Source organism: Blastomonas aquatica, from assembly GCF_014639875.1.
Classification (GTDB): domain Bacteria; phylum Pseudomonadota; class Alphaproteobacteria; order Sphingomonadales; family Sphingomonadaceae; genus Blastomonas; species Blastomonas aquatica.
Genome location: NZ_BMGD01000003.1, coordinates 394,837 through 418,990, shown reverse-complemented (window position 1 = coordinate 418,990; position 24,154 = coordinate 394,837). Strand labels below are relative to the sequence as shown.

General features: G+C 62.7%; 23 protein-coding genes and 1 riboswitch. Of the genes, 7 read left to right on the top strand and 16 right to left on the bottom strand.

All coding sequences use genetic code 11. From position 1 onward, the window contains the following. Window positions 1-26 precede the first annotated feature (26 nt). Window positions 27-974, top strand: coding sequence for a DMT family transporter (locus tag IEW00_RS09995; RefSeq protein ID WP_188514244.1), 948 nt, complete (start codon window positions 27-29; stop codon window positions 972-974). Here IEW00_RS09995 and IEW00_RS09990 read toward each other — a convergent pair. The 3 genes from IEW00_RS09990 to IEW00_RS09980 all read right to left on the bottom strand — a co-directional run bounded on the left by IEW00_RS09990 (window position 962) and on the right by IEW00_RS09980 (window position 4,794). After that, complete coding sequence (locus tag IEW00_RS09990) at window positions 962-2,545, bottom strand: fatty acid--CoA ligase (protein WP_188514243.1); 1,584 nt, start codon at window positions 2,543-2,545, stop codon at window positions 962-964. The genes IEW00_RS09995 and IEW00_RS09990 overlap by 13 nt on opposite strands. 468 nt (window positions 2,546-3,013) lie before the next feature. After that, window positions 3,014-3,994, bottom strand: a complete 981-nt coding sequence (locus IEW00_RS09985) for a glycerophosphodiester phosphodiesterase family protein (RefSeq protein WP_229736944.1) — start codon at window positions 3,992-3,994, stop codon at window positions 3,014-3,016. A gap of 149 nt (window positions 3,995-4,143) precedes the next feature. Next, on the bottom strand, window positions 4,144-4,794 hold the full coding sequence (locus tag IEW00_RS09980; protein ID WP_188514242.1) for a DUF938 domain-containing protein: 651 nt from the start codon (window positions 4,792-4,794) through the stop codon (window positions 4,144-4,146). A gap of 82 nt (window positions 4,795-4,876) precedes the next feature. Here IEW00_RS09980 and IEW00_RS09975 point away from each other — a divergent pair, with 82 nt between their 5' ends. Continuing rightward, window positions 4,877-5,374, top strand: coding sequence for a methyltransferase family protein (locus tag IEW00_RS09975; protein ID WP_188514241.1), 498 nt, complete (start codon window positions 4,877-4,879; stop codon window positions 5,372-5,374). Window positions 5,375-5,432: 58 nt separating this feature from the next. Here the strand turns inward: IEW00_RS09975 and gcvPB are convergent, their stop codons facing one another. The 10 genes from gcvPB to IEW00_RS09925 form a co-directional block, all read right to left on the bottom strand. Continuing rightward, complete coding sequence (gene gcvPB, locus IEW00_RS09970) at window positions 5,433-7,013, bottom strand: aminomethyl-transferring glycine dehydrogenase subunit GcvPB (protein ID WP_188514240.1); 1,581 nt, start codon at window positions 7,011-7,013, stop codon at window positions 5,433-5,435. Beyond that, window positions 7,010-8,368 carry an aminomethyl-transferring glycine dehydrogenase subunit GcvPA gene (gene gcvPA / locus IEW00_RS09965; protein WP_188514239.1) on the bottom strand — a complete coding sequence of 453 codons (1,359 nt, stop codon included), beginning with the start codon at window positions 8,366-8,368 and terminating at the stop codon, window positions 7,010-7,012. The genes gcvPB and gcvPA overlap by 4 nt, the downstream gene beginning before the upstream one ends. Window positions 8,369-8,427: 59 nt before the next feature. Beyond that, a complete protein-coding gene (gcvH, locus tag IEW00_RS09960; protein WP_188514238.1) occupies window positions 8,428-8,799 on the bottom strand; it encodes a glycine cleavage system protein GcvH in 372 nt (123 codons plus the stop codon). Window positions 8,800-8,826: 27 nt separating this feature from the next. After that, window positions 8,827-9,963, bottom strand: coding sequence for a glycine cleavage system aminomethyltransferase GcvT (gene gcvT / locus IEW00_RS09955; RefSeq protein WP_188514237.1), 1,137 nt, complete (start codon window positions 9,961-9,963; stop codon window positions 8,827-8,829). 174 nt (window positions 9,964-10,137) lie between these two features. Beyond that, window positions 10,138-10,230, bottom strand: a riboswitch (glycine riboswitch). A gap of 88 nt (window positions 10,231-10,318) precedes the next feature. Beyond that, a complete protein-coding gene (locus tag IEW00_RS09950) occupies window positions 10,319-11,488 on the bottom strand; it encodes a deoxyguanosinetriphosphate triphosphohydrolase (protein WP_188514236.1) in 1,170 nt (389 codons plus the stop codon). 140 nt (window positions 11,489-11,628) lie between these two features. Further along, on the bottom strand, window positions 11,629-12,324 hold the full coding sequence (locus IEW00_RS09945; protein WP_188514235.1) for an aspartate/glutamate racemase family protein: 696 nt from the start codon (window positions 12,322-12,324) through the stop codon (window positions 11,629-11,631). A 5-nt stretch (window positions 12,325-12,329) separates the two neighbouring features. Then, on the bottom strand, window positions 12,330-13,835 hold the full coding sequence (locus tag IEW00_RS09940; protein ID WP_229736943.1) for an NAD(P)(+) transhydrogenase (Re/Si-specific) subunit beta: 1,506 nt from the start codon (window positions 13,833-13,835) through the stop codon (window positions 12,330-12,332). Between the two features lie 23 nt (window positions 13,836-13,858). After that, a complete protein-coding gene (locus tag IEW00_RS09935) occupies window positions 13,859-14,143 on the bottom strand; it encodes an NAD(P) transhydrogenase subunit alpha part 2 (protein ID WP_188514234.1) in 285 nt (94 codons plus the stop codon). A gap of 91 nt (window positions 14,144-14,234) precedes the next feature. Beyond that, complete coding sequence (locus IEW00_RS09930) at window positions 14,235-15,365, bottom strand: NAD(P) transhydrogenase subunit alpha (protein WP_188514233.1); 1,131 nt, start codon at window positions 15,363-15,365, stop codon at window positions 14,235-14,237. Window positions 15,366-15,377: 12 nt separating this feature from the next. Further along, complete coding sequence (locus tag IEW00_RS09925; protein WP_188514232.1) at window positions 15,378-15,512, bottom strand: aa3-type cytochrome c oxidase subunit IV; 135 nt, start codon at window positions 15,510-15,512, stop codon at window positions 15,378-15,380. Between the two features lie 204 nt (window positions 15,513-15,716). Here IEW00_RS09925 and IEW00_RS09920 point away from each other — a divergent pair, with 204 nt between their 5' ends. The 5 genes from IEW00_RS09920 to IEW00_RS09900 all read left to right on the top strand — a co-directional run bounded on the left by IEW00_RS09920 (window position 15,717) and on the right by IEW00_RS09900 (window position 21,051). After that, a complete protein-coding gene (locus IEW00_RS09920) occupies window positions 15,717-17,108 on the top strand; it encodes a sigma-54-dependent transcriptional regulator (protein ID WP_229736942.1) in 1,392 nt (463 codons plus the stop codon). Window positions 17,109-17,174: 66 nt separating this feature from the next. After that, entirely contained in the window at window positions 17,175-18,950 is a 1,776-nt protein-coding gene (recQ, locus tag IEW00_RS09915; protein ID WP_188514231.1) for a DNA helicase RecQ, read from the top strand. 73 nt (window positions 18,951-19,023) lie between these two features. Continuing rightward, entirely contained in the window at window positions 19,024-19,506 is a 483-nt protein-coding gene (locus IEW00_RS09910; RefSeq protein ID WP_188514230.1) for a DUF1330 domain-containing protein, read from the top strand. Between the two features lie 49 nt (window positions 19,507-19,555). Continuing rightward, window positions 19,556-20,134, top strand: a complete 579-nt coding sequence (locus IEW00_RS09905; protein WP_229736941.1) for a TetR/AcrR family transcriptional regulator — start codon at window positions 19,556-19,558, stop codon at window positions 20,132-20,134. A 5-nt stretch (window positions 20,135-20,139) separates the two neighbouring features. Beyond that, window positions 20,140-21,051: an SUMF1/EgtB/PvdO family nonheme iron enzyme gene (locus IEW00_RS09900; RefSeq protein WP_229736940.1), complete on the top strand. Its 912-nt coding sequence runs from the start codon at window positions 20,140-20,142 to the stop codon at window positions 21,049-21,051. Here the strand turns inward: IEW00_RS09900 and IEW00_RS09895 are convergent. From IEW00_RS09895 to IEW00_RS09885, 3 genes are read right to left on the bottom strand one after another with little or no spacing between them, the layout of a single operon-like run. Beyond that, window positions 21,026-21,448, bottom strand: coding sequence for a hypothetical protein (locus IEW00_RS09895; RefSeq protein ID WP_188514229.1), 423 nt, complete (start codon window positions 21,446-21,448; stop codon window positions 21,026-21,028). The two genes, IEW00_RS09900 and IEW00_RS09895, sit on opposite strands and share 26 nt — an antisense overlap. Further along, window positions 21,448-23,109 carry a sulfatase gene (locus IEW00_RS09890; protein WP_188514228.1) on the bottom strand — a complete coding sequence of 554 codons (1,662 nt, stop codon included), beginning with the start codon at window positions 23,107-23,109 and terminating at the stop codon, window positions 21,448-21,450. The genes IEW00_RS09895 and IEW00_RS09890 overlap by 1 nt, the downstream gene beginning before the upstream one ends. Beyond that, entirely contained in the window at window positions 23,106-24,137 is a 1,032-nt protein-coding gene (locus IEW00_RS09885) for a glutathione S-transferase family protein (RefSeq protein ID WP_188514227.1), read from the bottom strand. Before IEW00_RS09885 ends, IEW00_RS09890 begins: the two co-directional genes overlap by 4 nt. Between the last annotated feature and the right edge of the window lie 17 nt (window positions 24,138-24,154).

The following is a 24,154-nucleotide window of genomic DNA, read 5'->3' as shown; positions in this document are numbered from 1 at the left end:
ATGCAGGCTGTTAGCAGCCAAGCAACATGGCGCTGCCTCCATCCCCATCTGCCAGCGAAACGGTCCCCCGTTCCGAAGCTCCGGCCCACCGGCCGCTGTTCGCGATTCTGACGCGTCTGGTTGCGGCGTTGTGCCTGACCGCGATGTTCGCGTGCGTCAAGATCGCCTCTACCCGAGGCGTTCATGTGCTCGAGAGCGTGTTCTACCGCCAATTGACCGGGCTTGCACTGATGATCCCGATCGCCTTTGCCGGCGCTGGCATAGCGGTGCTGAAAACGTCGCGGCCGTGGACCCATGCCGCGCGCATGGTCGTCGGCCTGACCGGAATGACGCTCAACTTCCTCTCGTTCACGTTGCTGCCCATCGCTGAAGCCACCGCGATCGGTTTCATGGTGCCGATCGTCGCGACCTTGCTGTCGGTCATCTTGTTGAGCGAAGCGGTGGGCCTTCACCGCTGGGCAGCAATTGCGCTGGGCCTGGTGGGGGTCGTCATCGTTATCCAGCCGGGCGATGGACATATCCCGCTCAACGGCGCGCTGGTTGCGCTGGCAGGCGTAGGAGTCACGGCATGGGTCAGCATCCTGATCCGCAAATTGGGCGAGACCGAAAAATCGGTGACGACGATGTTCTGGTTCTCGCTGACCTCGCTGTTCCCGCTGGGCATCGCGATGCTGTTCGTCGGCCAGGCGCACGATCTGGGAACCTGGGGCATCATTGCCCTAATCAGCGTGTTCGGCGCCGCTGCGCAGCTGGCGATCACATCGTCGCTGCGCTTCGCGCCGATATCGGTGGTGCTGCCGATGGATTACTCCAGCCTGATCTGGGCCGCATTGATCGGCTATCTGATCTGGGACCGCTGGCCGGTTCAAGCAACATGGTTCGGCGCGCCGCTCATCATCGGATCAGGGCTGTACATCGTCTGGCGCGAGCACCGGCTGTCGCGGCCCCCGCGCCAGAGCGTTCAGCCGACCTGACGCTCGCGGCCCTGCCAGTAAGGCTCGCGCAGCGACCGGCGCAGGATCTTGCCGGTGGCATTGCGCGGCATCTCGGGAATGACATCGATCGACTTCGGCGTCTTGAACGGCGCAATCCGCTCGCGCGCCCAGGCGATCACCGAAGCCGGATCGACCTCGTGCCCCGGCTTGGGCACGACCACGGCCTTGACCGCCTCGCCCCATTTGTCGTCGGGAATACCGATGACGGCGACCTCGAGCACATCGGGATGACCGAAGATCGCGTTCTCGACCTCGGCGGGATAGACGTTCTCGCCGCCCGAGATGATCATGTCCTTCACTCGGTCCTGGATGAAGACATAGCCGTCATCGTCCATATAAGCCGCGTCACCGGTGCGCAGCCAGCCATCGGCATCGACCGTCTCGCGGGTCTTGGCCTCGTTGCGCCAGTATCCCACCATGTTGAGCGGCGAGCGCGTCGCGATCTCACCGATCGTTCCATTGGGCACCGGATTGCCGCCGCCATCGACGATACGGATCTCGACGCCGGGAAGCGCCTTGCCCGCCGAGCGCATCCGCTCGTTGCCTGCCGGATCATGATCCTCAGGAGGCAGCGCGCAGAAGGTCCCGGTGGTTTCGGTCATGCCGTATTGCTGGCAGAAATCGGCGCCCATGGTCTGCATGCACTGGCGCAGCAGTTCGAGCGGGATCGGCGCAGCGCCGTACATCACCAGCTTGAGCGGAGACCAATCGGTGCTGGCGGCGCGCGGGTGGTTGACCACCATCTGCAGCGCGGTGGGCACGAGGAAAATGTGGGTTACGCCATCGGCGACGCAATCGAGCACCGCATCGGGGGAGAACTCGGCGCGGATCATCGCGCGGCAGCCATTGTAGAACGCGATCGTCCCCACGCCCGAGCCCGCGATATGCGCCACCGGCATGATCACCAGCATCGAATCGTCGCTGCTGATCTTGTACCAATCGACGTCCGAGGCCTCGATGATCGGCCGCAGCGCGAACATGTTTCGGTTGCACAGCACCGCACCCTTGGGGTTGCCGGTGGTGCCCGAGGTGTAGAGTTGCAGCACCCCGCGATCGGGATCGGCCTCGGGCAGGTCGCCGTGCGGCTGCGCAGCGGTCCAGGCTTCAAGCGAGGTCATGGCGCCGACATCGCTGTCGCCTTCGACCAGCGCAAACCGAAGCGTATCCAGCCCTTCGCTTGCAGCGGCCGCCAGGCCGGCGCAGGCGCTCTGGCAGACCAGCATCGCAGCACCGGTGTCGGACAGGATGTACCGAACCTCTGGCACCGCGAGCCGCCAGCCGACCGGCACCATCGCCAGACCCGCGCGCGAGGCCGCAACCAGCAGGACGAAATACAGGTTCGCGTTCTTCCCCAGCCAGGCGATCCGATCCCCCGGCTGAAGCCCAGCGCCTGCAAAGGCGCGGGCATAGCGATCGACCAGCCCGTCGAGTTCGCGGTAGGTGATGCGGACCGAACCATCGTCCAGTGCCACACCATCGGGTCGCGCCTCGGCCCAATAGGCAATGGTGGAACCCAGGTCGGTACGCGCCTCAGCGACGGTTGCCAGCATATCTCTCTCCAAAAATCGTGGTGGCGAGCCGTTTCGACCCTGCCGTTTACGCAGGCAGGCTAGGCGGAAACCGGGCGGCTTGACAATAGAATTGCGTTAAACCCGGCGATAGACCAGCGACAGGGTGTCGGTGGGCATGGCGATCAGCGCCGCCATGGAAAGCCGCCCCTCCCGTCATCGTCACCCCGGACTTGATCCGGGGTCCAGAGCGATCATGTGCGCCGCGTAGAATTATAACCCTGGATCCCGGGTATAGCCCGGGATGACGGGTAAAGCGGGCTGGTCGCCAAGGGGGCTGTGGAAGGGTCGCTAGGTTTGGCAGAATCGATCCGATAGCTGCCTGACCGGACTGGATAGCTACAGACGCATCGGGAATGACCGCGTTTGGGTGGTTTGCTGCCATGCTGGTGTCAGCGATTTAACTGAAATCGCAGCCATGCGGCTATGGGCCTAAGCTCCACCCTCTGGCTAGCCTGCCTTCGTTGTCCACGCTGGCCCGACTTGCTCTATCGCGTCGGTCCAGATCAGCCCGTCGAAGCCTGACGGAACAGAATCAAGATCGTCAGGGTCCGTGATGCCGGGTGCACCATTTTCGTTTTCGATGTTTCCAAGGAATATCACTGTCGTGTTGGATTGGCGCATTCGCTCAAGGAACCGGTTGGGCCATCCCCATACCAGATGCCTGTAGTTGATCGGCACCCCGATAACGCTGCCGACGCAAGAGGCCGGCAATTTCGTGCTCCATCCAACCTTCATGTAATCGAGGGTGCACTTTTTCATCTCTGCTTTGGAGAAAGCAAAGCCGTTCGGATTGATGGTTTTCCAGCGCCCGACAGGCCTGTCATGGCCATAGACCATGATCTTGTCATCGATAATGATCCCATGCCGTTCGAGATAGGCGTGCAAAAGATCCGCTTCCTGAACCCATCGGCTCTTGAAGTTGATTAGGAAGCGTTGCTCAGGAAAGGCCTTCAGGACTTCGGCCAACGACGGCATCATGCCCTTGCCCTTACCGCGGAACGGGAATGTCTTGCCGCCATCGGCAGTGTATCCATAGCCTACGTCGAGCGACTTGAGATATTCCAGCGACTGCTCACGCGTGACGCCGCTCCCCTCGGTGCGGCAATCAATCGTCCAATCGTGAAAGACCACGAACTCGTTGTCAGTCGTCGGGTGAATATCGATTTCAAGGATGTCGGCGCCTGCCAGAAAGCTGGCTGCAATCGATGGCAAGGTGTTCTCGATATAGGGGTTCGTCGGGGGCAGCATGCGGTTGGCGGTGCAAGTGTCTTTGTCGATCCCAGCCCGATCGTAAAGCTGATGAATCCCCCTGTGCGCCATCAACCGCGCTTCGCCCTCTGGCTCAGGCGCAAGCCATGATGCATTTGCAAAATAGACCGCGCCGAACACCATGAGCGCTGCAAGAAGAAATGCGCGACGTCGATTCATATGCCGGTGTCCAGCCTAGATTTGGGTGACTGTCTTTAGGCACATATTGCCCTTGGAGGAATGACCGAATTGGGGTCGTTTCCTGAACGGCAGCTTTTTTCTCGCGCCCGGAAAAAGCGGACATCGCAAAGCGGCACAATACCTTATAACTAACGCTTCCGGTAAACCAGCGTGAGATTGTTCGCTGGCATTGCGTGGCGGCTGGTGCGCGCGAAGCCATGGTCCGATGCCACGCGATCCATGTCATCGAGGTGGCGCAGCCCCCAGGCCGGGTTTCTCGCCTTGAGCGATTCATCGAACGCAAGATTGGAGGCTGCCGTCTCCACGCCCTCCTCGAGATAGGGCCCATAGAGGATGATGGGTGCCTCCTCAGCGAGCGCCTGAGTGCAGCCCTTGAACAATCCCAGCGTCGCATCCCACGGGCTGATATGCACCATGTTGATGCAGATAATGGCGTCGGCGCTCTCGATCGGCCAGACGGACTGTGCGGCATCGAGCAGCAGCGGCGGCCGCACGTTGGATGCACCCATTTGCGCAGCCCAGGCCGCGATCGAGGCGAGCGCGGCGGGCTCGCAATCGCTGGGCTGCCAGACGAGCTGCGGGAAGGCTCGCGCAAAATGCACGATATGTTCTCCGCTGCCGCTGGCGATCTCGAGTACATTGCCGGTGGTGGGCAGATGCTCGCGCAACACATCGGAGATCGCATCGCGGTTGCGCAAGGTCGCAGGCGCATGGCGGCGCGCCTCGGCACCTGCCTCGTCGATCAGCCATGGCCGAGGGTGGGGGTGTGGTTCGGTCATAGAGCGAACCATGCCGCGATATCGGCCACCGCGCAATCAGGCAGCTTGCCACAGCCCAAGCGAGCCGCCACGGTGCGGCATCATGGACTACGAACCGCCCCAATTGCCGCGCATCGATGCCAGTATCGCTCCCAAGGTCGGGTTTCCGCCGCCTTTGGTGTTTGTCGGCTTTATCCTGCTGGGCCTGTTTGCCGACCGGCTGCTGAGCCTGCCCACGATGCCGATCAGCCACGATATCAATTGGGTGGGGTTTGCGCTGATGATGGCGGGGATTGCGGTGCTGATCGTCTCGCTCGGCATGTTCCGGGCTTATGGCGAGAACCCCGAACCCTGGACACCGAGCCAGGCAATCATCGCGCGTGGACCATACAGACACAGTCGCAACCCGATGTATCTGGCGATGGTGGTGATTCACATCGGCTATGCGATCTGGGATGCCAGCGCAGGCGTGCTGCTGTTCGTGCCGTTCGCGTTCATCGCCATCGATCGCGCGGTGATCGCCAAGGAAGAGAAGTATTTAACCCAGAGATTTGGCAAGCCGTATCAGGATTACTGCCGCCGCGTTCGTCGCTGGCTTTAAGCTCAATAGCCGCGAAGAAGTGCCCACCCGGCGCGTCACCGGGTGGGCCTTCCCTCTCCTATTCTGCAGCTTCGGCCTGTTCGGCCGCAGGCTCGGTCCAGACCAGCACCGGTTTGCGCGCGGCCAGCGTCTCGTCGAGACGGCGGCGCGGCGCGAAATGCGGCGCTCTGTGGAGCGACTCGTCGCCTGCCTTCGCCCGCAGCGCCACCGAACGCAGCGCGCCAATGAACTGGTCGAGCGCAGCCTTGCTTTCGGTCTCGGTGGGTTCGACCAGCATCGCGCCATGCACCACCAGCGGGAAATAGACCGTCATCGGGTGGAAGCCCTCGTCGATCAGCCCCTTGGCGAGATCGATGGTCGAGAAGCCCTCGGCAAATCCAGCGTCCGAGAACAAAGCCTCGTGCATGCACGGACCAGCGTCTCCGAACGGTGCGTCGAGAACGTCCTCGAGCGAGCGCAGCACGTAGTTGGCGTTGAGCACCGCGTCCTCGGCGACCTGCTGCAGACCATCGGCGCCGTGGCTCAGGATGTAGGACAGCGCGCGGGTGAACATGCCCATCTGGCCGTGGAACGCGACCATACGGCCGAAGCTCGATGCGTGATGGTCCTGCGCGCTTTCTTCTTCGATCAGTGCCAGGTGGCCATCGTCCATCCGTTCGACGAACGGCAATGGCGCAAACGGGGCCAATGCTTCTGAGAACACCACCGGCCCAGAGCCCGGACCACCGCCGCCATGCGGGGTGGAGAAGGTCTTGTGCAGGTTGATGTGCATCGCATCGACGCCAAGGTCGCCCGGGCGCACCTTGCCGACCACCGCGTTGAAGTTGGCGCCATCGCAATAGACGAAGCCGCCCGCTTCATGCACCGCGTCAGAAATGGTCTTGAGATCGCGCTCGAACAGCCCGCAAGTGTTGGGGTTGGTGATCATCACGCCCGCGACATCGGGGCCCAGACGCGCGATCAGCGCCTCGAGGTTGATCCGGCCATCGGGGTTGGCGGGGATGTCCTCGACCTGATAGCCGACAAACGCAGCGGTCGCCGGGTTGGTGCCGTGTGCGCTTTCGGGGACCAGGATCACCGAGCGCTTGTCGCCGCGTGCCTCGAGCGCCGAACGGATCGCAAGGATGCCGCAGAGCTCGCCATGCGCGCCGGCCTTGGGCGACATCGCGACGCCCGCCATTCCGGTGAGCTTGATCAGCCATTCGCCGAGTTCGTCGATGACTGCCAAAGCGCCCTGCACGGTGTGGATCGGCTGCAGCGGGTGAATGTCGGCAAAGCCCGGCAGCCGCGCCATCTTCTCGTTCAAACGCGGATTGTGCTTCATCGTGCACGATCCCAGCGGGAACAGGCCAAGATCGATGGCGTAGTTCTGGCGGCTCAGCCGGGTATAGTGCCGAACGGTTTCCTGCTCGGACAGGCCCGGAAGGCCGATCGCCGCCTTGCGCTCGAGACCACCGAGGCGCGAGGCGACCTTGGGCGCATCGAGTAGATCGACCCCGGTGCGGGTGGAATCGCTGATCTCGAAGATCAAAGCTTCCTCGAGCATCAGCGCGCGGTTGCCGGTGCTGGTGGGCTGCGCGCCATTGGCCGCGTCTTTGACCGACTGCCGTGTCGGGCGGCCCTGGTTGTTCATGCTCATGCCAGCACCTCCTGCAAAGCGGCCGCAAAGGCCTCGATATCCTCATGGGTCGCCGTCTCGGTCACCGCGACGATTAGGCCGTTGGAAAGCTCCGCCTCCTCAGGATAGAGCCGTCCGAGCGAAACCCCGCCCAGGATCTGGCGATCGGCCAGTTCGCGAATAATCGCCCGCGCATCCTTGGGAAGAACCAGCGTGAACTCATTGAAAAAGCTCTCGTTGAGCACCGACACGCCGGGCACCTGCGCCAGACGGTCGGCGGCGGTCACCGCCATCGCATGGTTGATTTCAGCGAGCGAGCGCAGACCCTTTTCACCCAGCAACGTCATGTGGATGCTGAACGCCAGCGCGCACAGGCCAGAGTTGGTGCAGATGTTGCTGGTCGCCTTTTCGCGGCGGATATGCTGCTCGCGGGTCGACAGCGTCAGCACGTAACCGCGCTTGCCCTCGGCATCGACGGTTTCGCCGCACAGCCGGCCCGGCATCTGGCGGACATATTTCTGCTTGCAGCCGAACAGCCCGACATAGGGTCCGCCGAACTGCAGCCCGACGCCGAGCGACTGGCCTTCGCCAACCACGATATCGGCGCCCATTTCGCCCGGGCTGCGCAACGCGCCCAGCGCCACCGGCTCGGTCACCACCGCGATCAGCAACGCGCCGGCTGCCTGCGTCGCGTTCGCCAGCGCGGTGAGATCACCAACGCGGCCCAGGATGTCGGGGTACTGCACCACGACGCAGCTGGTGTTCTTGTCGATCTGCGCGATCAGCGCGTCGGTATCGGTCTCGGCGGTCAGGCTCGGCGCATTGTGAACCAAGGCGTCTCCGGTGAACCGCGCCATCGTCTTTGCGACACCGACATAATGCGGGTGCAGGCCGGACGACAAAAGAGCGGTCGCGCGCTTAGTGATCCGGCGGGCCATGCCGATCGCTTCCCAGCAGGCGGTCGAACCATCGTACATCGAGGCGTTGGCGACATCCACGCCCAGCAGCCGTGCGACCTGGGTCTGGAATTCGAACAGCATCTGCAGCGTGCCCTGCGCGATCTCGGGCTGATAGGGCGTATACGCAGTCAGGAACTCGCCGCGCTGGATCAGGTGATCGACCGACGCGGGAACATGGTGGCGATAGGCGCCTGCCCCCATGAAGAACGGCACCTCGCCTGCCACCAGATTTTGCCCGGCCAGTTTTTTCATGTGGCGCTCGACCGCCATTTCGGGCGCGTGCATCGGCAGGTCGTGGATCGGGCCGGTCAGCCGCGCTTCCTGCGGAATATCGACGAAGAGATCATCGATGGTCGCAGCACCGATGGTGGCAAGCATCGCCTGCCGGTCATGGGAGTTCAGGGGAAGATAACGCATGATCGCTCAAATATCCTGTGGCGGAATAGCCAGGGTAACGTCAAAAATTATAATTAAGATCAGAGGCCTGCGACGTATTTCTTGTACGCGCCCTCATCCATAAGGCCATCGAGCTCGCTGGCATCGGTAAGTTCGAGCTTGAAGAACCAGCCATCGCCTTCGGGATCGGTGTTGACCAAAGCAGGCTCGTCGGCGAGCACATCGTTGCCCTCGACGATGGTGCCCGACACGGGGCTGTAAACGTCGCTGGCTGCCTTGACCGATTCGACCACGGCGGCTTCATCGCCCTTGTCGAACTGCTTGCCCTCACTCGGCACGTCGACGAACACCACATCGCCCAGCTGCGATTGCGCATATTCGGTGATGCCGACGGTGGCGATATCGCCCTCGACTTCGACCCATTCATGTTCTTCGGTAAAATAGCGGCTCATGATCTGGCTCCGTTCGTTCAGGTAAAATCAGGCGGCTTTGGGCCGGTGGTAGCGATGGGGTACAAAGGGCATGGCAGCGACGGTCACCGCGATGCGCTTGCCGCGCACCTCGGCTTCCAGCGCAGTGCCGATGGCGGCGTTCGCAGCGGACACCATGCCCATCGCGATCGGCGCACCGATGCTGGGCGCAAAGCCGCCCGAAGTGACCTTGCCGACCAGACGATCGCCGACGAACAGTTCGGCACCCTTGCGCACCGGCTGGCGACCCTCGACCGTCAGGCCGACACGCTTGCGCGGTGCGCCACCGGTCAATTCGCCCAGCACGCGCTCGGCTCCGGCAAAGCCGCCTTCGGCGCGGCGGCGCTTGCTGATCGCAAAACCCAGATCGCCTTCGATCGGGCTGGTCTCTTCGTCGAGGTCGTGGCCGTACAGCGGCAGCCCGGCTTCCAGACGCAGCGAATCACGTGCACCCAGGCCAATCGGCCTGACGCTGTCAATTGCACACAGCCGGTCAGCAAAGGCCGCCGCGTGATCGCAATCAAGGCTGATCTCGAAACCGTCCTCGCCGGTATAGCCCGACCGGCTGATCCACAGCGACATGCCTTCGAACGTGAAAGCACCGGCCTGCATGAAATACAGCGAGGCGACTTCGGGGATCAGGCTCGAAAGTGCTTCGGCAGCCTTGGGCCCTTGCAGCGCAAACAGCGCGCGCTCGTCGAGCAGGGTGATCACCACTTCGTCGGCAAAGGTCTCGCGCATATAGGCAAGGTCGTCGTACTTGCAGGCACCGTTGACCACCAGATACAGGTCGCTTGTCCGCCGCGTCACCATCAGGTCGTCGAGAATGCCGCCCTCGTCATTGAGCAGCAGCGAATAGCGCATGCGGTTGACGGGAAGCTTGGCGATTTCGCCGGGGACCACCGATTCGAGCGCGCCATCCACGTCTTCCCCGGTGAGCAGCACCTGGCCCATATGGCTGACATCGAACAGCCCGGCATTCTCGCGGGTCCACAGATGCTCGGCCATCACGCCTTCATATTGCACCGGCATCTGATAGCCCGCAAACGACACCATCCGTCCACCGCGCGCACGGTGCCAGGCATCCAGCGGCAACAATTTGTCAGGAATGCGCTCGAGCATTTCGGCGATATAGTCGGTGGTCATCAGGCACTCCGGTGGCATGAGGCTGAATGGCACGGCACAGCCCAGTGGCCCTACCCGACATCCAACCCCCTCTGTCACTTGAACCTGAGAGCTTTCATGAGCGATCCTGGCAGACCGGTCATTTACCCCTTCGGTGGAGCAGCCCGGCAGGGCCACTCGCTTTCCAGAGCGCCGACTAACGACACGGTCCCGATGACCTGAGAGATTCCGGGGCGGTTGCTCCTTCGGTGGCGAGGCTTGCACCCCGCGCTCTCCCGTGTCGTTTTCAAGGGCTTGCACCCCATCGACGTTTCAGGGAATGACCAAAGCCACTCAGGCTGTCAATCGAATTACGCTGCAATGCAATATATGCACGTCAGACGTGGCTAAGACCTTCGGGCGCATGTCCGAAGATCTCCCGATGGCAGGTCAATGCGAAGCGGTCGGTCATTCCCGCCATGAAGTCTGCGATGTGGCGGCTTTGCGCCGGTTCGCCTGCGGGCATCCGGGTGCGCCAGTCTTCCGGCAGAAGCTTGTGATCGGCACGATAAGCGGCAAAGAGCGCCGCGATCACCACTCGCGCCAACGCGGCTGCCTCAAGCTGGCGCGGATGGTGATAGACCCGGTCATACATGAACGCTTTGAGCTGGCGTTCCTGCGCCGCCATCGCATCGGAAAAGCCCGCGATCACCTGCCCGGCGCTGCGAACATGCTCGATCGAGGCGATTCCCAGATCGGCGATTCGCTGCCTTGTCGAAGCGATGACGTCGTTGACCATCAGACCGATCTGGTCGCGGACGAACTCCGCTTGGAGGCGTTCAGGTGCGACATCGGCAAAGCGGCGGCGGATCGCATCCCATTGCGCGGCGGCAAAAGGCAGCGCGAGCAGATCATCGAACGCGAGGAAACCGGCGCGCAGACCGTCATCGATATCGTGATTGTCATAGGCGATGTCATCGGCAACCGCAGCGACCTGCGCCTCGAGCGACGCATATCGGGTGAGGTCGAGATCAAACGCCGCATCTATCTCGCGCAGCGCCCAGGGTGCATCGGCGACTGGGCCATTGTGCTTGGCGAGCCCTTCGATCACCTCCCAGCTGAGATTCAATCCCTGCCAGCGCGGATAGGGCGATTCGAGCACGTGCAGCGCTCGCAGCGTGTGGGCGTTGTGATCGAACCCGCCTTGGCCGACCATCGCGTCGCGCAGTGCATCTTCGCCGGCATGGCCGAATGGCGGGTGACCGATATCGTGTGCGAGACACAGGGCTTCGGTCAGGTCCTCGTCGAGCCCCAGCGAACGCGCGATGGTGCGCCCAATCTGCGCGACCTCGAGGCTGTGGGTCAGCCGAACACGGTAATGATCGCCATCGGGCGCGACGAAGACCTGGGTCTTGTGGCGCAGACGGCGGAAGCTGATCGAATGGATGATCCGGTCGCGGTCACGCTGGAACGCGCTGCGCGGACCGCGGGTCGGGGCGCCGCCTTCGGCATATTGCCGTCCGCGCGTGGCATCGGGGTCGCAGGCATAAGGTGCGCGGGGGTGCATGATGATCAGAAGGCTCCAAAAGCGCCAAGTCGTTCTCCGGCGAAAGCCGGAGCCCAGGGGCCGGATTGCGCCAAGCTCGCCCCTGGATTCCGGCGTTCGCCGGAAAGCGGGATCGCCTTAGGGGTAAAACGGCCTCGAACTCAACCCTCGCTCATGATCCAATCGACCGCCGCATGCGCATGAATTTCGGTGCCGTCATAGATCGGCAGCACATTGGCCTTGGTGTCGATGATCATCTCAAGCTCGGTGCAGCCCAGCACCACCGCCTCGACATCTTCCTTGGCGATGTTGGTCAGGAAGGTTTTCATCGTGCGCTCCGATTCGCGGACCACCCGGCCTTCCATCAGTTCGTCGTAGATGATCCGGTCGATCTCCTCGACCCGCTCCATCTTGGGCGCGAGCAGACCGATGCCGTGGCGGATCAGCCGCTGGCGATAGAAGCTTTCAAGCATCACGTTGCGCGTGCCGATGATTGCGGCGCGCTTGATGCCGTCAGCCTGCATCTTTTCACCGACGCAATCGGCGATGTGCAGGATCGGTACCGAGACCGCGCCCTGCACCCGGTCATAGACCTTGTGCATCGAATTGGCGCAGATCAGGATCGCGGTGGCGCCCGCGTGCTCGAGCGCGCGCGCCGCCGCGGTCAGCTTTTCGGCCGCGTGATCCCAGCCCTCGGGCGTGGTGATCTGCGCGATATCGCAGAAGTTCAGGCTCTCGATCACCATCGGCCCGCTGCACAAGGACCCGGCGCGCTTCTGCACCTCCTTGTTGATCAGCCGGTAATAGGTTTCGGTCGAAACCCAGCTCATCCCGCCGATCAGGCCGATTTTCCGCATCCGGCTCAGTGCCCCAGGTTCTTGTTGATATCCTCGACCATCTTTTTCGCATCGGCGAGCAGCATCATTGTCTGGTCCATGTAGAATACGTCATTGTCGACGCCTGCATAGCCCACGCCGCCCATCGAGCGCTTGATGAAGAACACGGTCTTGGCCTTGTCGACATCGAACACCGGCATGCCATAGATTGGCGAGGACTTATCGGTTTTCGCCGCCGGATTGACCACGTCGTTCGCGCCGATGATGAACGCGACATCGGTCTGCGCGAACTCGCTGTTGATGTCCTCGAGCTCGAACACCTCGTCATACGGCACGTTGGCTTCGGCGAGCAGCACGTTCATGTGCCCGGGCATGCGGCCTGCGACAGGATGGATCGCATATTTGACGCTGACGCCTTCCTTCTTGAGCAGATCGCCCATCTCACGCAGCGCGTGCTGCGCCTGTGCCACCGCCATGCCGTATCCCGGTACGATGATCACGCTTTCGGCCTGCTTCATCATGTACGCCGCGTCTTCGGCGCTGCCGCGCTTCCACGGACGATCGATCTTGACCGCGCCCGCGCCGCCACCACCGGTGTCGGCACCGAAGCCGCCGGCGATCACCGAGATGAAGCTGCGGTTCATCGCCTTGCACATGATGTAGGAGAGGATCGCACCCGACGAGCCGACCAGCGCGCCGGTGATGATCATCGCGGTGTTCGACAGGGTAAAGCCCATCGCCGCTGCCGCCCAGCCCGAATAGCTGTTGAGCATCGAGACAACGACCGGCATGTCCGCGCCGCCGATCGGGATGATCAGCAGGAAGCCGATGATGAACGCGAGTATGGTGATGATCAGGAACAGCCATCCCTGGCCCGCACCACCTTCTGGCGACACGGTGAACACCGCGATCAGGCCAAGAATGCCCGCAAGCACGCCCAGATTGATGACATGCCGCCCTGGCAGCATGATCGGCGCACCCGACATGTTACCGTTAAGCTTGAGAAATGCGATCACCGACCCCGAGAAGGTGATCGCACCGATGGCGACACCCAGCCCCAGTTCGACCCGGCTGACGGTGAGAATCTGTGCGTTCGCATCGAGGATGCCAAAAGCACCGGGGTTGAGCCAGGCCGCCAGCGCGACCAGCACCGCAGCGAGCCCGACCAGCGAGTGGAACGCGGCCACGAGCTGGGGCATGTCGGTCATCTTGATCCGGCGAGCGATGACGAAACCGGCAACACCGCCGATCGCGATGGCGGCAATGATCTCGACAATGTTGGCAAGGTCATGCGTCACCAGCGTGGTGATGACGGCGATCCCCATGCCGATCATCCCGAACCGGTTGCCGTCACGGCTGGTTTCGGGGCTGGAGAGGCCACGCAGCGCAAGGATGAAGAACACGCCTGCGACAAGATAGGCCAGCGATACCCAGGGGCTGACCGCCGTCCCTTCACCGCCGGCGGCATAGGCAGGCGCTGACAGGGTGAAGCTGCACAGCGCGGCAAGCGTGGTAAGCGGACGACGGTTCATGTGTTGTATTGCCCCCGGAGCCATCACTTGCGCTCCTTCTTCTTGTACATCGCAAGCATGCGCTCGGTGACCGCAAAGCCGCCGAAAATATTGACGCTGGCAAACACCACCGCGATCAACCCCAGATATTTGGCGACAGGCGAATCCGCCGTCGCGCTGCCGATCAGCGCGCCGACGATGATCACCGACGAAATCGCGTTGGTCACCGCCATCAGGGGCGTGTGCAAAGCAGGCGTGACCGACCAGACCACGTAATAACCCACAAAGCAGGCCATCACGAAAATCGACAGGATTGAGATGAAGTCCATCTTCACATTCTCCATTCATCCCGCGCGATCGGTCATGCGATCCATCGGGGAGTTGCCGGCGCTTGCCGGTCTAGATATTGATTGCTGACGATCAGCTGGCGAGCAGCCTCTCGCTCACAACCTTGCCGCCCATCGTCACCCGGACGCCCTGGACGATCTCGTCGTCATCGGGGAACACGGGGGCCTTGGCCTCCTTGTCCCAGAACGCGGAGAAAAAGTTGAACAGGTTGCGTGAGAACAAAGCCGATGCATCAGTAGCAAGCCGCGAGGGCACGTTGCGATGGCCGACGATCTTGACGCCGTGCTTCACGACGACTTCGCCCGCGACAGCCCCCTCGACATTGCCACCCTGTTCGACCGCGAGATCGACAAGAACGCTGCCCGGTTTCATACTGGCGATCTGCGCGTCCGATACCAGGCGCGGTGCGGCACGGCCCGGGATCAGCGCGGTGGTGATCACGATGTCCTGCTTGGCGATGTGCGAAGAGACCAGTTCAGCCTGCGCCGCCTTGTATTCGTCGGACATTTCGGTGGCATAGCCGCCTGCGCCCTCGCCCTCGATGCCCGCGACATTCTCGACAAAGATCGCCTTGGCACCCAGCGACTGGATCTGTTCCTTGGTGGCCGAACGGACGTCAGTCGCCGAAACCTGCGCGCCGAGGCGACGTGCTGTGGCGATCGCCTGAAGGCCAGCAACGCCCACACCCATCACGAATACCTTAGCAGCAGACACTGTACCTGCTGCTGTCATCATCATCGGAAAAGCCTTGCCATATTCGGATGCGCCATCAAGCACAGCCTTGTATCCGGCAAGGTTCGACTGCGACGACAGGATGTCCATCGACTGCGCACGCGTGATCCGCGGCATGAACTCAAGCGCCAGCGCCTGGAAACCGGCATTGGCATAGGCATCGATACGTGCCCGCTCACCAAACGGGTTGAGCGAGGCGGCGATCATCGCGCCAGGCTTTGCGCCTGCCAGGCTGGCAGGATCGGGTCCCTGGATACCAAAGATGATATCTGCACCGGCCAGCACTTCGGCCCGCGAAGCAATGGTCGCACCAGCAGCGGCAAAATCGGCATCAGTGACCGACGCAAATTCGCCTGCGCCGGTTTCAACCGCCATTTCCGCGCCTAGCGCGATGAATTTCTTGACCGTTTCCGGGCTCGCCGAAACGCGCCGTTCACCCGATGCCTGCTCTTTGAGGACCGCGATTTTCATGCAGGTTGCCGGTCAGCTGGCGATGAGGACGACAACGAACGCTGTTACCAGCGCCGCGATGATCGATCCTGTTTTCATCCAGCCCATAAAACCTTCATAAGTCTGACGAGCGGATTCAATGGTGTTGGTAGAGTGGTCATTGGCCATGGTAGGAGCCTTCTCCATTACAAATTTTGCCGAAATTAATCTCGGTTCGCTTTAACCGAATGCCGGGTGGCGCTCAATCCCGCAAGCCTGAATTCGCTAGGGTGATCCAAAGCATAGCTTTAATCGGGTTTTTACCACATGCCGTTAGACGAGATGATGATGGCAAAAGAACGAACAGAAACCGATCCGCAAACCCGCCGGGTAATGTTGATCGACAACGAACCCGCGCAGTGCAGGCTGGTCGCCGCATTGGCGGCCAAGGCTGGCTGGCGCACAGTGTTCGCGCACGATTCGGAAACTGCGATCGCGATGCTGGGCACGCAGGAGGGGATGATGCTCGATGCGATCATCCTCGACCAGTGGGTGCCAGGGGACGAAGCCGCCGAACTGATCGCCGAGCTCAAATCGCGCCGCCCTGCGCTGCCGATCCTGATGCTGACCGCCAGCACCTCGCCTTTGCTTGCGGTCGAGGCGATGCGCGCAGGTGCCACCGATTACCTGATCAAGCCGATTGCGCCCGACCGTCTGGTCGCCGCGCTCAATGCTGCGACGCGCAAAGACGATGCCGATGAGCTGCGTCCGCTGACCGAAAAGATCGCGGCCCCGCTCGACTTTGACGAGATGATCGGCTCATCGCCGCGCTTTCGCGCAGCACTCGCGATCGCGGCAAAATCGGCCCGGACGCATACGCCTGTGCTGATCGAGGGAGAAAGCGGCACCGGCAAGGAAATGATCGCACGCGCGATCCACGCCTCAAGCCCGCGCGCCAAGCTGGCGCTGCGCCTGGTGACCTGTTCGGGGGCATCGAGCGGCCAGATCGAATCGCAGCTGTTCGGGCATGAGCGCGGTGCGTTTCCCGGCGCGTTCGATCGGCATGTCGGCGTGATCCAGCGGGTCGAGGGCGGCACCCTGTTCATCGACGAGATCGATCAGGTCCCGCTCGAATCCCAAGGCAAGCTCGCCGATGCGATCCGTGCGGGTGAGATTCGCCCGTTGGGCGCGCGGCACAGCTTCCGCTGCGATGTCCGCTTCATCTGCGCGAGCAACATGCCGCTCAAGCCCATGGTCGAGGCGGGCACGTTCCGCGAAGACTTGTATTATGCGATCGCGCCGGTCCAGATCACCATCCCCGCGCTGCGCGATCGCTCGAGCGACATTCCCGCGCTGGTCCGCCACTTCCTCAACCGGATCGCCGAGCAGCCCGGAATGCGGGGGCTCGGCGTGACCGACGAGGCGCTGTCGCTGCTTTCCAGCTTCGATTGGCCGGGCAATGTCCGCCAGTTGCAAAACGCCTTGTTCCGCGCCGCGATCTTCTGCGATGGCGATGCACTGACCACCACCGAATTCCCGCAACTGACCAACATGCTGGGCGAGGACGAGCCACGCCGCGCGTCTGTCAGCCATGATGGTATTGGCATCACATTGTATAGCGAAGATGGCAACCTGCGCCCGCTCGAAGAAATCGAGGCGGATGTAATCCGCCTCGCCATCGGCCATTATCGCGGGCGAATGACAGAGGTTGCGCGACGGTTGGGGATCGGTCGTTCGACGCTGTATCGCAAGCTGACCGAGCTGGGCATCGACAACGCGGCCTGAGCTGGCTGCAACGCACCACGGCTTTTTCCCTTCCCTGCGCTGCCCGCCGTCCATAAGAGCGGGCAGATGACTCAGCCCATCCTTGATGTCTTGCATGACACGTTCGGTTTCTCCGCCTTTCGCGGCGTGCAGGACCAGGTGGTCAGTCGCGTCATGGCGGGGCGCAATACGCTGGCGATCATGCCCACCGGGGCGGGCAAATCGTTGTGCTATCAGCTCCCCGCAGTTGCGCTCGATGGCTGCTGCGTCGTCATATCGCCGCTGATTGCGCTGATGCACGACCAGCTGCGCGCGGCGACCGCTTTGGGCATCCGCGCCGCCAGCCTGACCTCGGTCGACGCCGACTGGCAGGAAACGCAGGACCGCTTTCGTGCGGGCGAGCTCGATCTGCTGTATGTCGCACCCGAACGGGCGAGCTCGGAGGGCTTTCGCAACCTGCTTGGCCGCGCACCGATCGCGATGTTCGCGATCGACGAGGCGCATTGCGTGTCCGAATGGGGGCATGATTTCCGCCCCGACTACCGGTTGCTCAAGCCGTTGCTCGACAGCTTCCCCGATCGCCCGCGGCTGGCGCTGACCGCGACGGCTGATGCGCACACCCGTGAGGATATTCTCAAGCAGTTGGGAATCGATCGCGAAGGCATGATCGTCGCCGGGTTCGACCGGCCCAACATCCGCTATGCCGTCCACCCGCGCGACGGGCTGACCCGGCAGATCGCCGATCTGGTCGGCGGCAACCCCGGCCCGGGAATCGTCTATGCGCAGACCCGGGCGGGCACCGAAAAGCTCGCCGAACAATTGAGCCGAGACGGCAAGCGCCAGGTTCGCGCCTATCACGCCGGTATGCCGCCCGAGGTCCGCCGCGCCAACCAGGATGCGTTCATCGCCAGTGAGGACATGGTGATGTGCGCGACGGTCGCGTTCGGAATGGGCATCGACAAGCCCGATGTGCGCTTCGTGGTGCATGCAGGCCTGCCCAAATCGATCGAGGGCTATTACCAGGAATCGGGCCGCGCAGGCCGTGACGGCGAACCTGCCGAAGCGCATCTGTTCTGGGGCGCGGATGACTTTGCCCGCGCGCGGATGCGGATCAGCGAGATCGAGCCCGAGCGTCAGGCGGGCGAGCGCGCGCGGATCTCGGCGCTGGGCGCGCTGGTCGAGACCGGCACCTGCCGCCGCGCGATCCTGCTGCGCCACTTTGGCGAGAGCCCGCCCGAGACCTGCGGCAATTGCGACAACTGCCTCAGCCCGCCCGCGAGCGTGGATGCGACGCAGACCGCGCGCAAGCTGCTGTCGGCGGTGTATCGGACCGGGCAGAGCTTTGGCATCGGCCATCTCGAGGCGGTGCTGCGCGGCCAGAGCAATGACAAGGTCACGCAGCGCGGCCATGACAAGCTTTCGGTGTTCGGTATCGTGCAAGACGACGAGGTCGCGCTGCTCAAGCCGGTGGCGCGCGCGCTGCTGCTGCGCGATGCGCTCGACACCAACGAGCATGGCGGGCTGATGCTGGGTCCTGGCGCGCGCGCGATCCTGCGCGACGAAGTGCAATTGTCGCTGGTGCTGCCACCCAAGCGGGCGCGGCGTGGCAAGCGCGGCGCGGGCGACACACCCAATCCGGTCAGCAATCCCCTGTTCGAAGCGCTGCGGGCTTGCCGCCGCGAGCTGGCGCAGGAGGCAGGCGTGCCGCCCTATGTGATCTTCCACGACAGCACGCTGCGCGAAATGACCGACCGCAGCCCGCGCACGCTCGATGCCTTGTCGCGGGTCTCGGGAGTCGGCACCCGCAAGCTAGAGGCCTATGGCGAGGCATTCCTGCAGGTGATCCTCGACCACGGCAGCTGATCGGCGGTTATATTGACAGGACTTGTGTCAATATATAGCATTGCCTGATCACACCGAGTGAGAGGAATCTGCGATGCCCCAGCCCTTCACTGTCTTGAACGAGGTCTTCCCCGGTGACCCTGCGACCATGGCAGGGCTGATGCAGCCTGGGCCCGATGGCCCGATCTTCATGATCAACCTGCTCAAGTTCAAGGACAAGGCAGTGTACGAGGATGGCCGCGAAACCGACCTGACCGGGCGCGAGGCGTACATGATCTATGGCCGTGCGGTCGCGCAATTGCTGCCGAAGTTCGGCGGCATCGCGATGTTCGCTGCCGATGTCACCTTCCTCTCGCTGGGCCAGGTCAGCGAACTGTGGGACGAGGTCGCGATCGGCGTTTATCCCAGGCGCGGCGACATGGTGCGGATGTCGATGTCCGATGAGTGGCGCGAAATCGCGGTGCATCGCAGTGCCGGGCTGGATGGACAGCTCAACATCGAGACGGTGTTGTCGACCGAAGCAATGGGCATGCCGTGGATGCAAACGATTCTCACAAAGATTGGCTCGGAGGGGTGACAGGTGAAAGGCTTGGCAGTAAGCCGTGACCATGAATGCAAATACCCCAATGAGCCATCCCACTCGTCATCCGGACGGTCGCAAACAGCGCAGCGAGCGCAGCAGACTGGCGATCGTCGATGCGATGCTCGACATTATCATGGGCGGCAAGATGGAGCCCAGCGCAGCTGATATCGCCGAACGGGCGGGCGTCAGTGCGCGCACCGTGTTCCGCCATTTCGAGGAAATGGATAGCCTTTACAGCGAGATGACCGAACGGATGGAGGCACAGATCATGCCGATCATCCACCAGCCGTTTACCGGCGATGGCTGGCAGGCACAGCTCGACCAATTGCTCGAGCGCCGCGCGGTGATCTATGAAAAGATCATGCCGCTCAAGATTGCAGCAAGCATTCGCCGGTTCAGTTCGGACTATCTGATGCTCAACTACGAGCGGTTCCTTCATCTCGAACGGACCGGCCTGGAAAACGTGCTGCCCGATCCGGTTCGCAAGAATGCGACGATGCTCTCAGCCGTTGAGATGTGTGCCGGTTTCCAGACCTGGCGGCGGCTCCGGCAGGACCAGAATTTGAGCGTCGATCAGGCTACCGATGTGGTGAAGCTCACCATCTCCAAACTGCTGGGCTGATACGCTTGCGTGCGACGCTGGTTCTGGTGTGCGCGGCGTCGGTTGCTTTGCAGGGCTGCGACCAGCCAACCGATGTCACCAGGCCAGTGCAGGCCAGTGCGAAGACCGATTGTCCCACCGGCTTCAACTCTGGCAGCTTTGTAACTTTGCCTGCCGGATCGTTCCTCAAGGGCGCAGATCCGTTGTATCCCGAAGAAAACCCGTCGATGCGTCTGCGCGTCGAGGGCTTTTCCATCCAGAGCCACGAGGTCACGAACGACCAGTTTGCCGCTTTCGTGCAGGCGACCGGCTATGTCACCGAGGCCGAAACCGCGAGCGATAGCGACGACCCCGCTGCCGGGTCCGCGCTGTTCGTGCGCGATGGCAAGGCAGGCAACGGGCGCTGGGTGCTGCGCAAGGGAGCCACATGGCGCACGCCCGAGGGCAAAAGCTCGACGATCACAGGCAAGGGCCGCCACCCGGTGGTGCACGTGACGCTGGCCGATGCGCGAGCCTATGCCAAATGGGCGGGGGGGCGGTTGCCCACCGAAGAGGAATGGGAATACGCCGCGAGTACCGGCCTGCCCGATCCTGCCAACCGCTTTTCCGGTGCAGTGGACGATGCCGGCATCCCACGCGCCAACCATTGGCAGGGTGTGTTCCCGGTGCTGGATCAGGCCACCGACGGCTTTTCTGGTACCGCGCCGGTGGCCTGTTTTCCGGCGGATCGCAATGGCGTGCACGACCTGATCGGCAATGTCTGGGAGTGGACCGACAGCCCGGTCGATGATGCGCGGATGATCATCAAGGGCGGAAGCTGGCTGTGCGCGGCGAACTTCTGCGCGCGCTATCGGCCTGCCGCGCGCCAGCCGCAGGAACGCGACTTCTCATCCAACCACATCGGCTTCCGCATCATCCACGACGTCGCAGCGCAATAGCCAGAAACAGGGCAATCAACGGCAGCGCGACCAGCACCGCATAGCTCTCGGGCGGATGGTGCGCGCCGGGTTTCAGCACCCAGAAATTGAGCGCGTGCAGGCTGCGCTCGAGCAGCAGCAGGGCAAGCGCGAGCGGCACCAGCGCGCGATAGCGCAACGCCACCGCCAGCATAGTCAGCCCCCAGGCAATCTGGGTGGCACCCGCCCAGGCGAACATCGCGATGATCCGCCCCCCATCGCGCCCCAGATCGATCCCCGCGATCACCCCTGCCCCGCCATCGGGCAGTGCGACGTGGATGGTGCCGGGAACCACCGCCAGCACGCCGCACAGCACCAAAAATCGCGATGCGGCCGAGGGTGGCAATCGCGGGTCGGGCGCTGGCAGCAGTTGAGCCATCAATTGGGCCAGTAGATGTAAGGATCGCCCTTCTTGAATTTCTGCCCCAGCGTCTTGTCGATCGCCACCGGTGCCTCGATCGTGTGCGGATAAAGCGGCTTGCGCGCGCTCTTCTGATGCTTGGCGAGCAGCGCCTTAAGCTGCGCAACCTTGGCAGGATTGCTCGCCGCAAGATCGCGCTTTTCGGTGGGATCCTGCCTCAGGTTGAACAGCCAGGTCTTGGCCGGGCGCTCGGTGACCTGAAGCTTCCAGTCGCCCTGGCGTACCACGCGGTAATATGCGCTTTGCCAGTAGATCGCGTCATCCGGGCGTTTACCGACCGGGTCCGCCGGATCATCGCCCAGCAGGTCGACGCCATCGATCGCGAGGTCAGCGGGCAATGTCGCGCCGCCTGCCTTGGCGAAGGTCGGCATCAGATCGATATGCGCGACCGGGGTATCGATCACGGTCCCTGGCTGAATCCTTCCGGGCCAGCGGACGAACATCGGCACCCGGATTCCGCCTTCGAACAACGTCAGCTTCCACCCGCGATAGGGCGCGTTGATCTGGGGCAGGCCGACATATCCCGCGCCGCCGTTGTCGCTGGAAAACACGATGATGGTGTTATCGTCGAGCCCCTGTTCTTTCAGTGATGCCATGATCCGCCCTACGCTGCGATCGAGCGCGCGGACCATCGCGGCATACACCCGCAACCGGTGCGGCTTGATATCGCCCACTGCCTCGTAATCCGCCTTGGTCGCCTGCAACGGGGTGTGGACGTTCCAGTGTGCGAGGTAGAGGAAGAACGGGCGGTTGCGGTTCGCCTCGATCACCTTGATCGCCTCGTCGGTCCAGTAATCGGCAAGGTAGCCGCCCGGCTTGAACCAGTCGCCGCCATTGTAGCTGGTGGCATATTGCATCCGCGCCCACAGAAACTTGTCGATCGGGTCGAAATCGAGCTTGGCGTTGACCGCGTCCGGATCTTCCTCGGGAAGATGCAGCGCACTTGCCATCAGCAGGCTTTCATCGAATCCTTGCGCGTTGGCATTGAACTCGGGGCCGTCACCCAGATGCCATTTGCCGATATGCACGCTGTGATAACCCGCCGGTTTCAGGATTTCGGCGATGGTTCGTTCGCTGCCGGGCAGCCCCTGGCCATCGAAACTGGGCGAACCCTCTGCAACCGATTCGTTATAGCTCAGCGGAGGCAGGCCCGAATCCATCTCAGCCGACAAGGCCGAAACGATCCGGCCCATCCCATCGGGCGTAGGCGTAAACTCGAAGCCGGTGCGGGTCGGGTAACGCCCGGTCAATATCATCGCGCGCGATGGCGCGCAGCTCGCGGTACCCGAATAGGCATTGGAATAGATTGCGCCTTCGCCTGCCAACCGGTCGATATTGGGTGTCGGCACCCGGCCGCCGGCGACACCTCCGCCAAAGGTCGATATGTCGTTGATCCCCATATCGTCTGCCAGGATGAACACGATGTTGGGCGGGCGCTGGCCTGCCGGGACCGCAGGCGCATCCGGGCCCCTCTGCCAGACGACGGGTCGGTTGGGACCGACATCATGCTTCCCGAAATTCGACGCGGCAAACAACAGCACGGTGCTCTTGTTGAACCATGCCCAGGTACCGCCCGCCACCAGCACGACGAGCAGCGCGATCAGGCCCTTGCGGATCATGCCGAATGCTCCGTTTCAAACATCTCTTCGCAACCCGTTCCCGCGAGCAGAGCGTCTAGCGCCTGCCTCGCATCGTCGGACAGGGCTTCGCGCGCTGCCCGCAGCGTCAGCAGACATTTGGCCTGATAGGGAAATACAGGTTGCGTCCAGCGCTTGCCGTCGATCGTCGTTTCAAACTCGGATTGGCCGGCAGCGGCAGCCTGCGCATTGGCCAGCAAAAACGGCACATACACTCGCCCGATCTCGGCAAGCAGTTCACCCAGATGCGCCCATAGCGAGGCATGCGCAATCCAATCGCCATCGGGCTGGCCCGACAGGTCTTCGACCCGGTCGAGCCAGGCCCTGAGGCGCGGCGAGCCCTTCGCCATGATCCGCGCAGGGGTCGGATCGACGATACCCAATTGGGTGAGCTGGCCATAGACCGCGAAGTCCGCCGCCGAGGGCCGCGTGCCCAGCACAAAGCCGCACCGCTGGACGATCCGGTCGAAGATACCGACCAGCCGCTGGTAGCTCGCCTCGATGATCGGCGCGGTGGTATCGTTCGAGCCGACGACGAACAGCCGGTCGATCTGGCGCCGGGCGCAGCTGTCGGCCATCGGCTTGGCGACATCGTCAGGATAGCAGCTGTCCTGCCAGAAGATCAGCATGGGCCCGGCGTTGGCAGCGTCTTCGGCGTAATGCCAGCGATAATGGAACATCGCCTTGGTCATCCACTCGTCGGCGAAATCCTCGATCAGGATATCCAGAAACCGCAGCAGTTTGTCTTCGGGGATGACCGAACGGCCTGGATGTTCTGCCTCGAGCCGGCGGATGATAGGGGTGGAATCGACCACGGCTTCGCGGGCATCGCCCTCGCCGAAATAGACCGTGGGCAGCAGCTTGACCTTGGGCGCAGGATAGCCGGGCATCGGCTGCATATGGCTGCCCCAGATCATCCGGTGTGCGATCCGCCGATAGCGCAACAACGCGAGCATCTTGCGTGAATAGGGCGAACCCGGAGCCCCGAGCAGTTCGACAGGTTGCATCATTCTCTCCGGCGTCACTT

What these genes read in the sequence shown, in the direction of transcription:
- IEW00_RS09945 (WP_188514235.1), bottom strand. Translation starts at nt 12,324, where the DNA reads ATGCGGAAAATCGGCCTGATCGGCGGGATGAGCTGGGTTTCGACCGAA.
- IEW00_RS09920 (WP_229736942.1), top strand. Translation starts at nt 15,717, where the DNA reads ATGTTGATCGACAACGAACCCGCGCAGTGCAGGCTGGTCGCCGCATTG.
- IEW00_RS09905 (WP_229736941.1), top strand. Translation starts at nt 19,556, where the DNA reads ATGAGCCATCCCACTCGTCATCCGGACGGTCGCAAACAGCGCAGCGAG.
- IEW00_RS09985 (WP_229736944.1), bottom strand. Translation starts at nt 3,994, where the DNA reads ATGAATCGACGTCGCGCATTTCTTCTTGCAGCGCTCATGGTGTTCGGC.
- IEW00_RS09935 (WP_188514234.1), bottom strand. Translation starts at nt 14,143, where the DNA reads ATGGACTTCATCTCAATCCTGTCGATTTTCGTGATGGCCTGCTTTGTG.
- IEW00_RS09895 (WP_188514229.1), bottom strand. Translation starts at nt 21,448, where the DNA reads ATGGCTCAACTGCTGCCAGCGCCCGACCCGCGATTGCCACCCTCGGCC.
- gcvPB (WP_188514240.1), bottom strand. Translation starts at nt 7,013, where the DNA reads ATGAGCATGAACAACCAGGGCCGCCCGACACGGCAGTCGGTCAAAGAC.
- gcvH (WP_188514238.1), bottom strand. Translation starts at nt 8,799, where the DNA reads ATGAGCCGCTATTTTACCGAAGAACATGAATGGGTCGAAGTCGAGGGC.
- IEW00_RS09990 (WP_188514243.1), bottom strand. Translation starts at nt 2,545, where the DNA reads ATGCTGGCAACCGTCGCTGAGGCGCGTACCGACCTGGGTTCCACCATT.
- IEW00_RS09930 (WP_188514233.1), bottom strand. Translation starts at nt 15,365, where the DNA reads ATGAAAATCGCGGTCCTCAAAGAGCAGGCATCGGGTGAACGGCGCGTT.
- IEW00_RS09885 (WP_188514227.1), bottom strand. Translation starts at nt 24,137, where the DNA reads ATGATGCAACCTGTCGAACTGCTCGGGGCTCCGGGTTCGCCCTATTCA.
- IEW00_RS09995 (WP_188514244.1), top strand. Translation starts at nt 27, where the DNA reads ATGGCGCTGCCTCCATCCCCATCTGCCAGCGAAACGGTCCCCCGTTCC.
- recQ (WP_188514231.1), top strand. Translation starts at nt 17,175, where the DNA reads ATGACTCAGCCCATCCTTGATGTCTTGCATGACACGTTCGGTTTCTCC.
- IEW00_RS09890 (WP_188514228.1), bottom strand. Translation starts at nt 23,109, where the DNA reads ATGATCCGCAAGGGCCTGATCGCGCTGCTCGTCGTGCTGGTGGCGGGC.
- gcvT (WP_188514237.1), bottom strand. Translation starts at nt 9,963, where the DNA reads ATGACCACCGACTATATCGCCGAAATGCTCGAGCGCATTCCTGACAAA.
- IEW00_RS09940 (WP_229736943.1), bottom strand. Translation starts at nt 13,835, where the DNA reads ATGAACCGTCGTCCGCTTACCACGCTTGCCGCGCTGTGCAGCTTCACC.
- gcvPA (WP_188514239.1), bottom strand. Translation starts at nt 8,368, where the DNA reads ATGCGTTATCTTCCCCTGAACTCCCATGACCGGCAGGCGATGCTTGCC.
- IEW00_RS09950 (WP_188514236.1), bottom strand. Translation starts at nt 11,488, where the DNA reads ATGCACCCCCGCGCACCTTATGCCTGCGACCCCGATGCCACGCGCGGA.
- IEW00_RS09910 (WP_188514230.1), top strand. Translation starts at nt 19,024, where the DNA reads ATGCCCCAGCCCTTCACTGTCTTGAACGAGGTCTTCCCCGGTGACCCT.
- IEW00_RS09975 (WP_188514241.1), top strand. Translation starts at nt 4,877, where the DNA reads ATGGACTACGAACCGCCCCAATTGCCGCGCATCGATGCCAGTATCGCT.
- IEW00_RS09980 (WP_188514242.1), bottom strand. Translation starts at nt 4,794, where the DNA reads ATGACCGAACCACACCCCCACCCTCGGCCATGGCTGATCGACGAGGCA.
- IEW00_RS09925 (WP_188514232.1), bottom strand. Translation starts at nt 15,512, where the DNA reads ATGGCCAATGACCACTCTACCAACACCATTGAATCCGCTCGTCAGACT.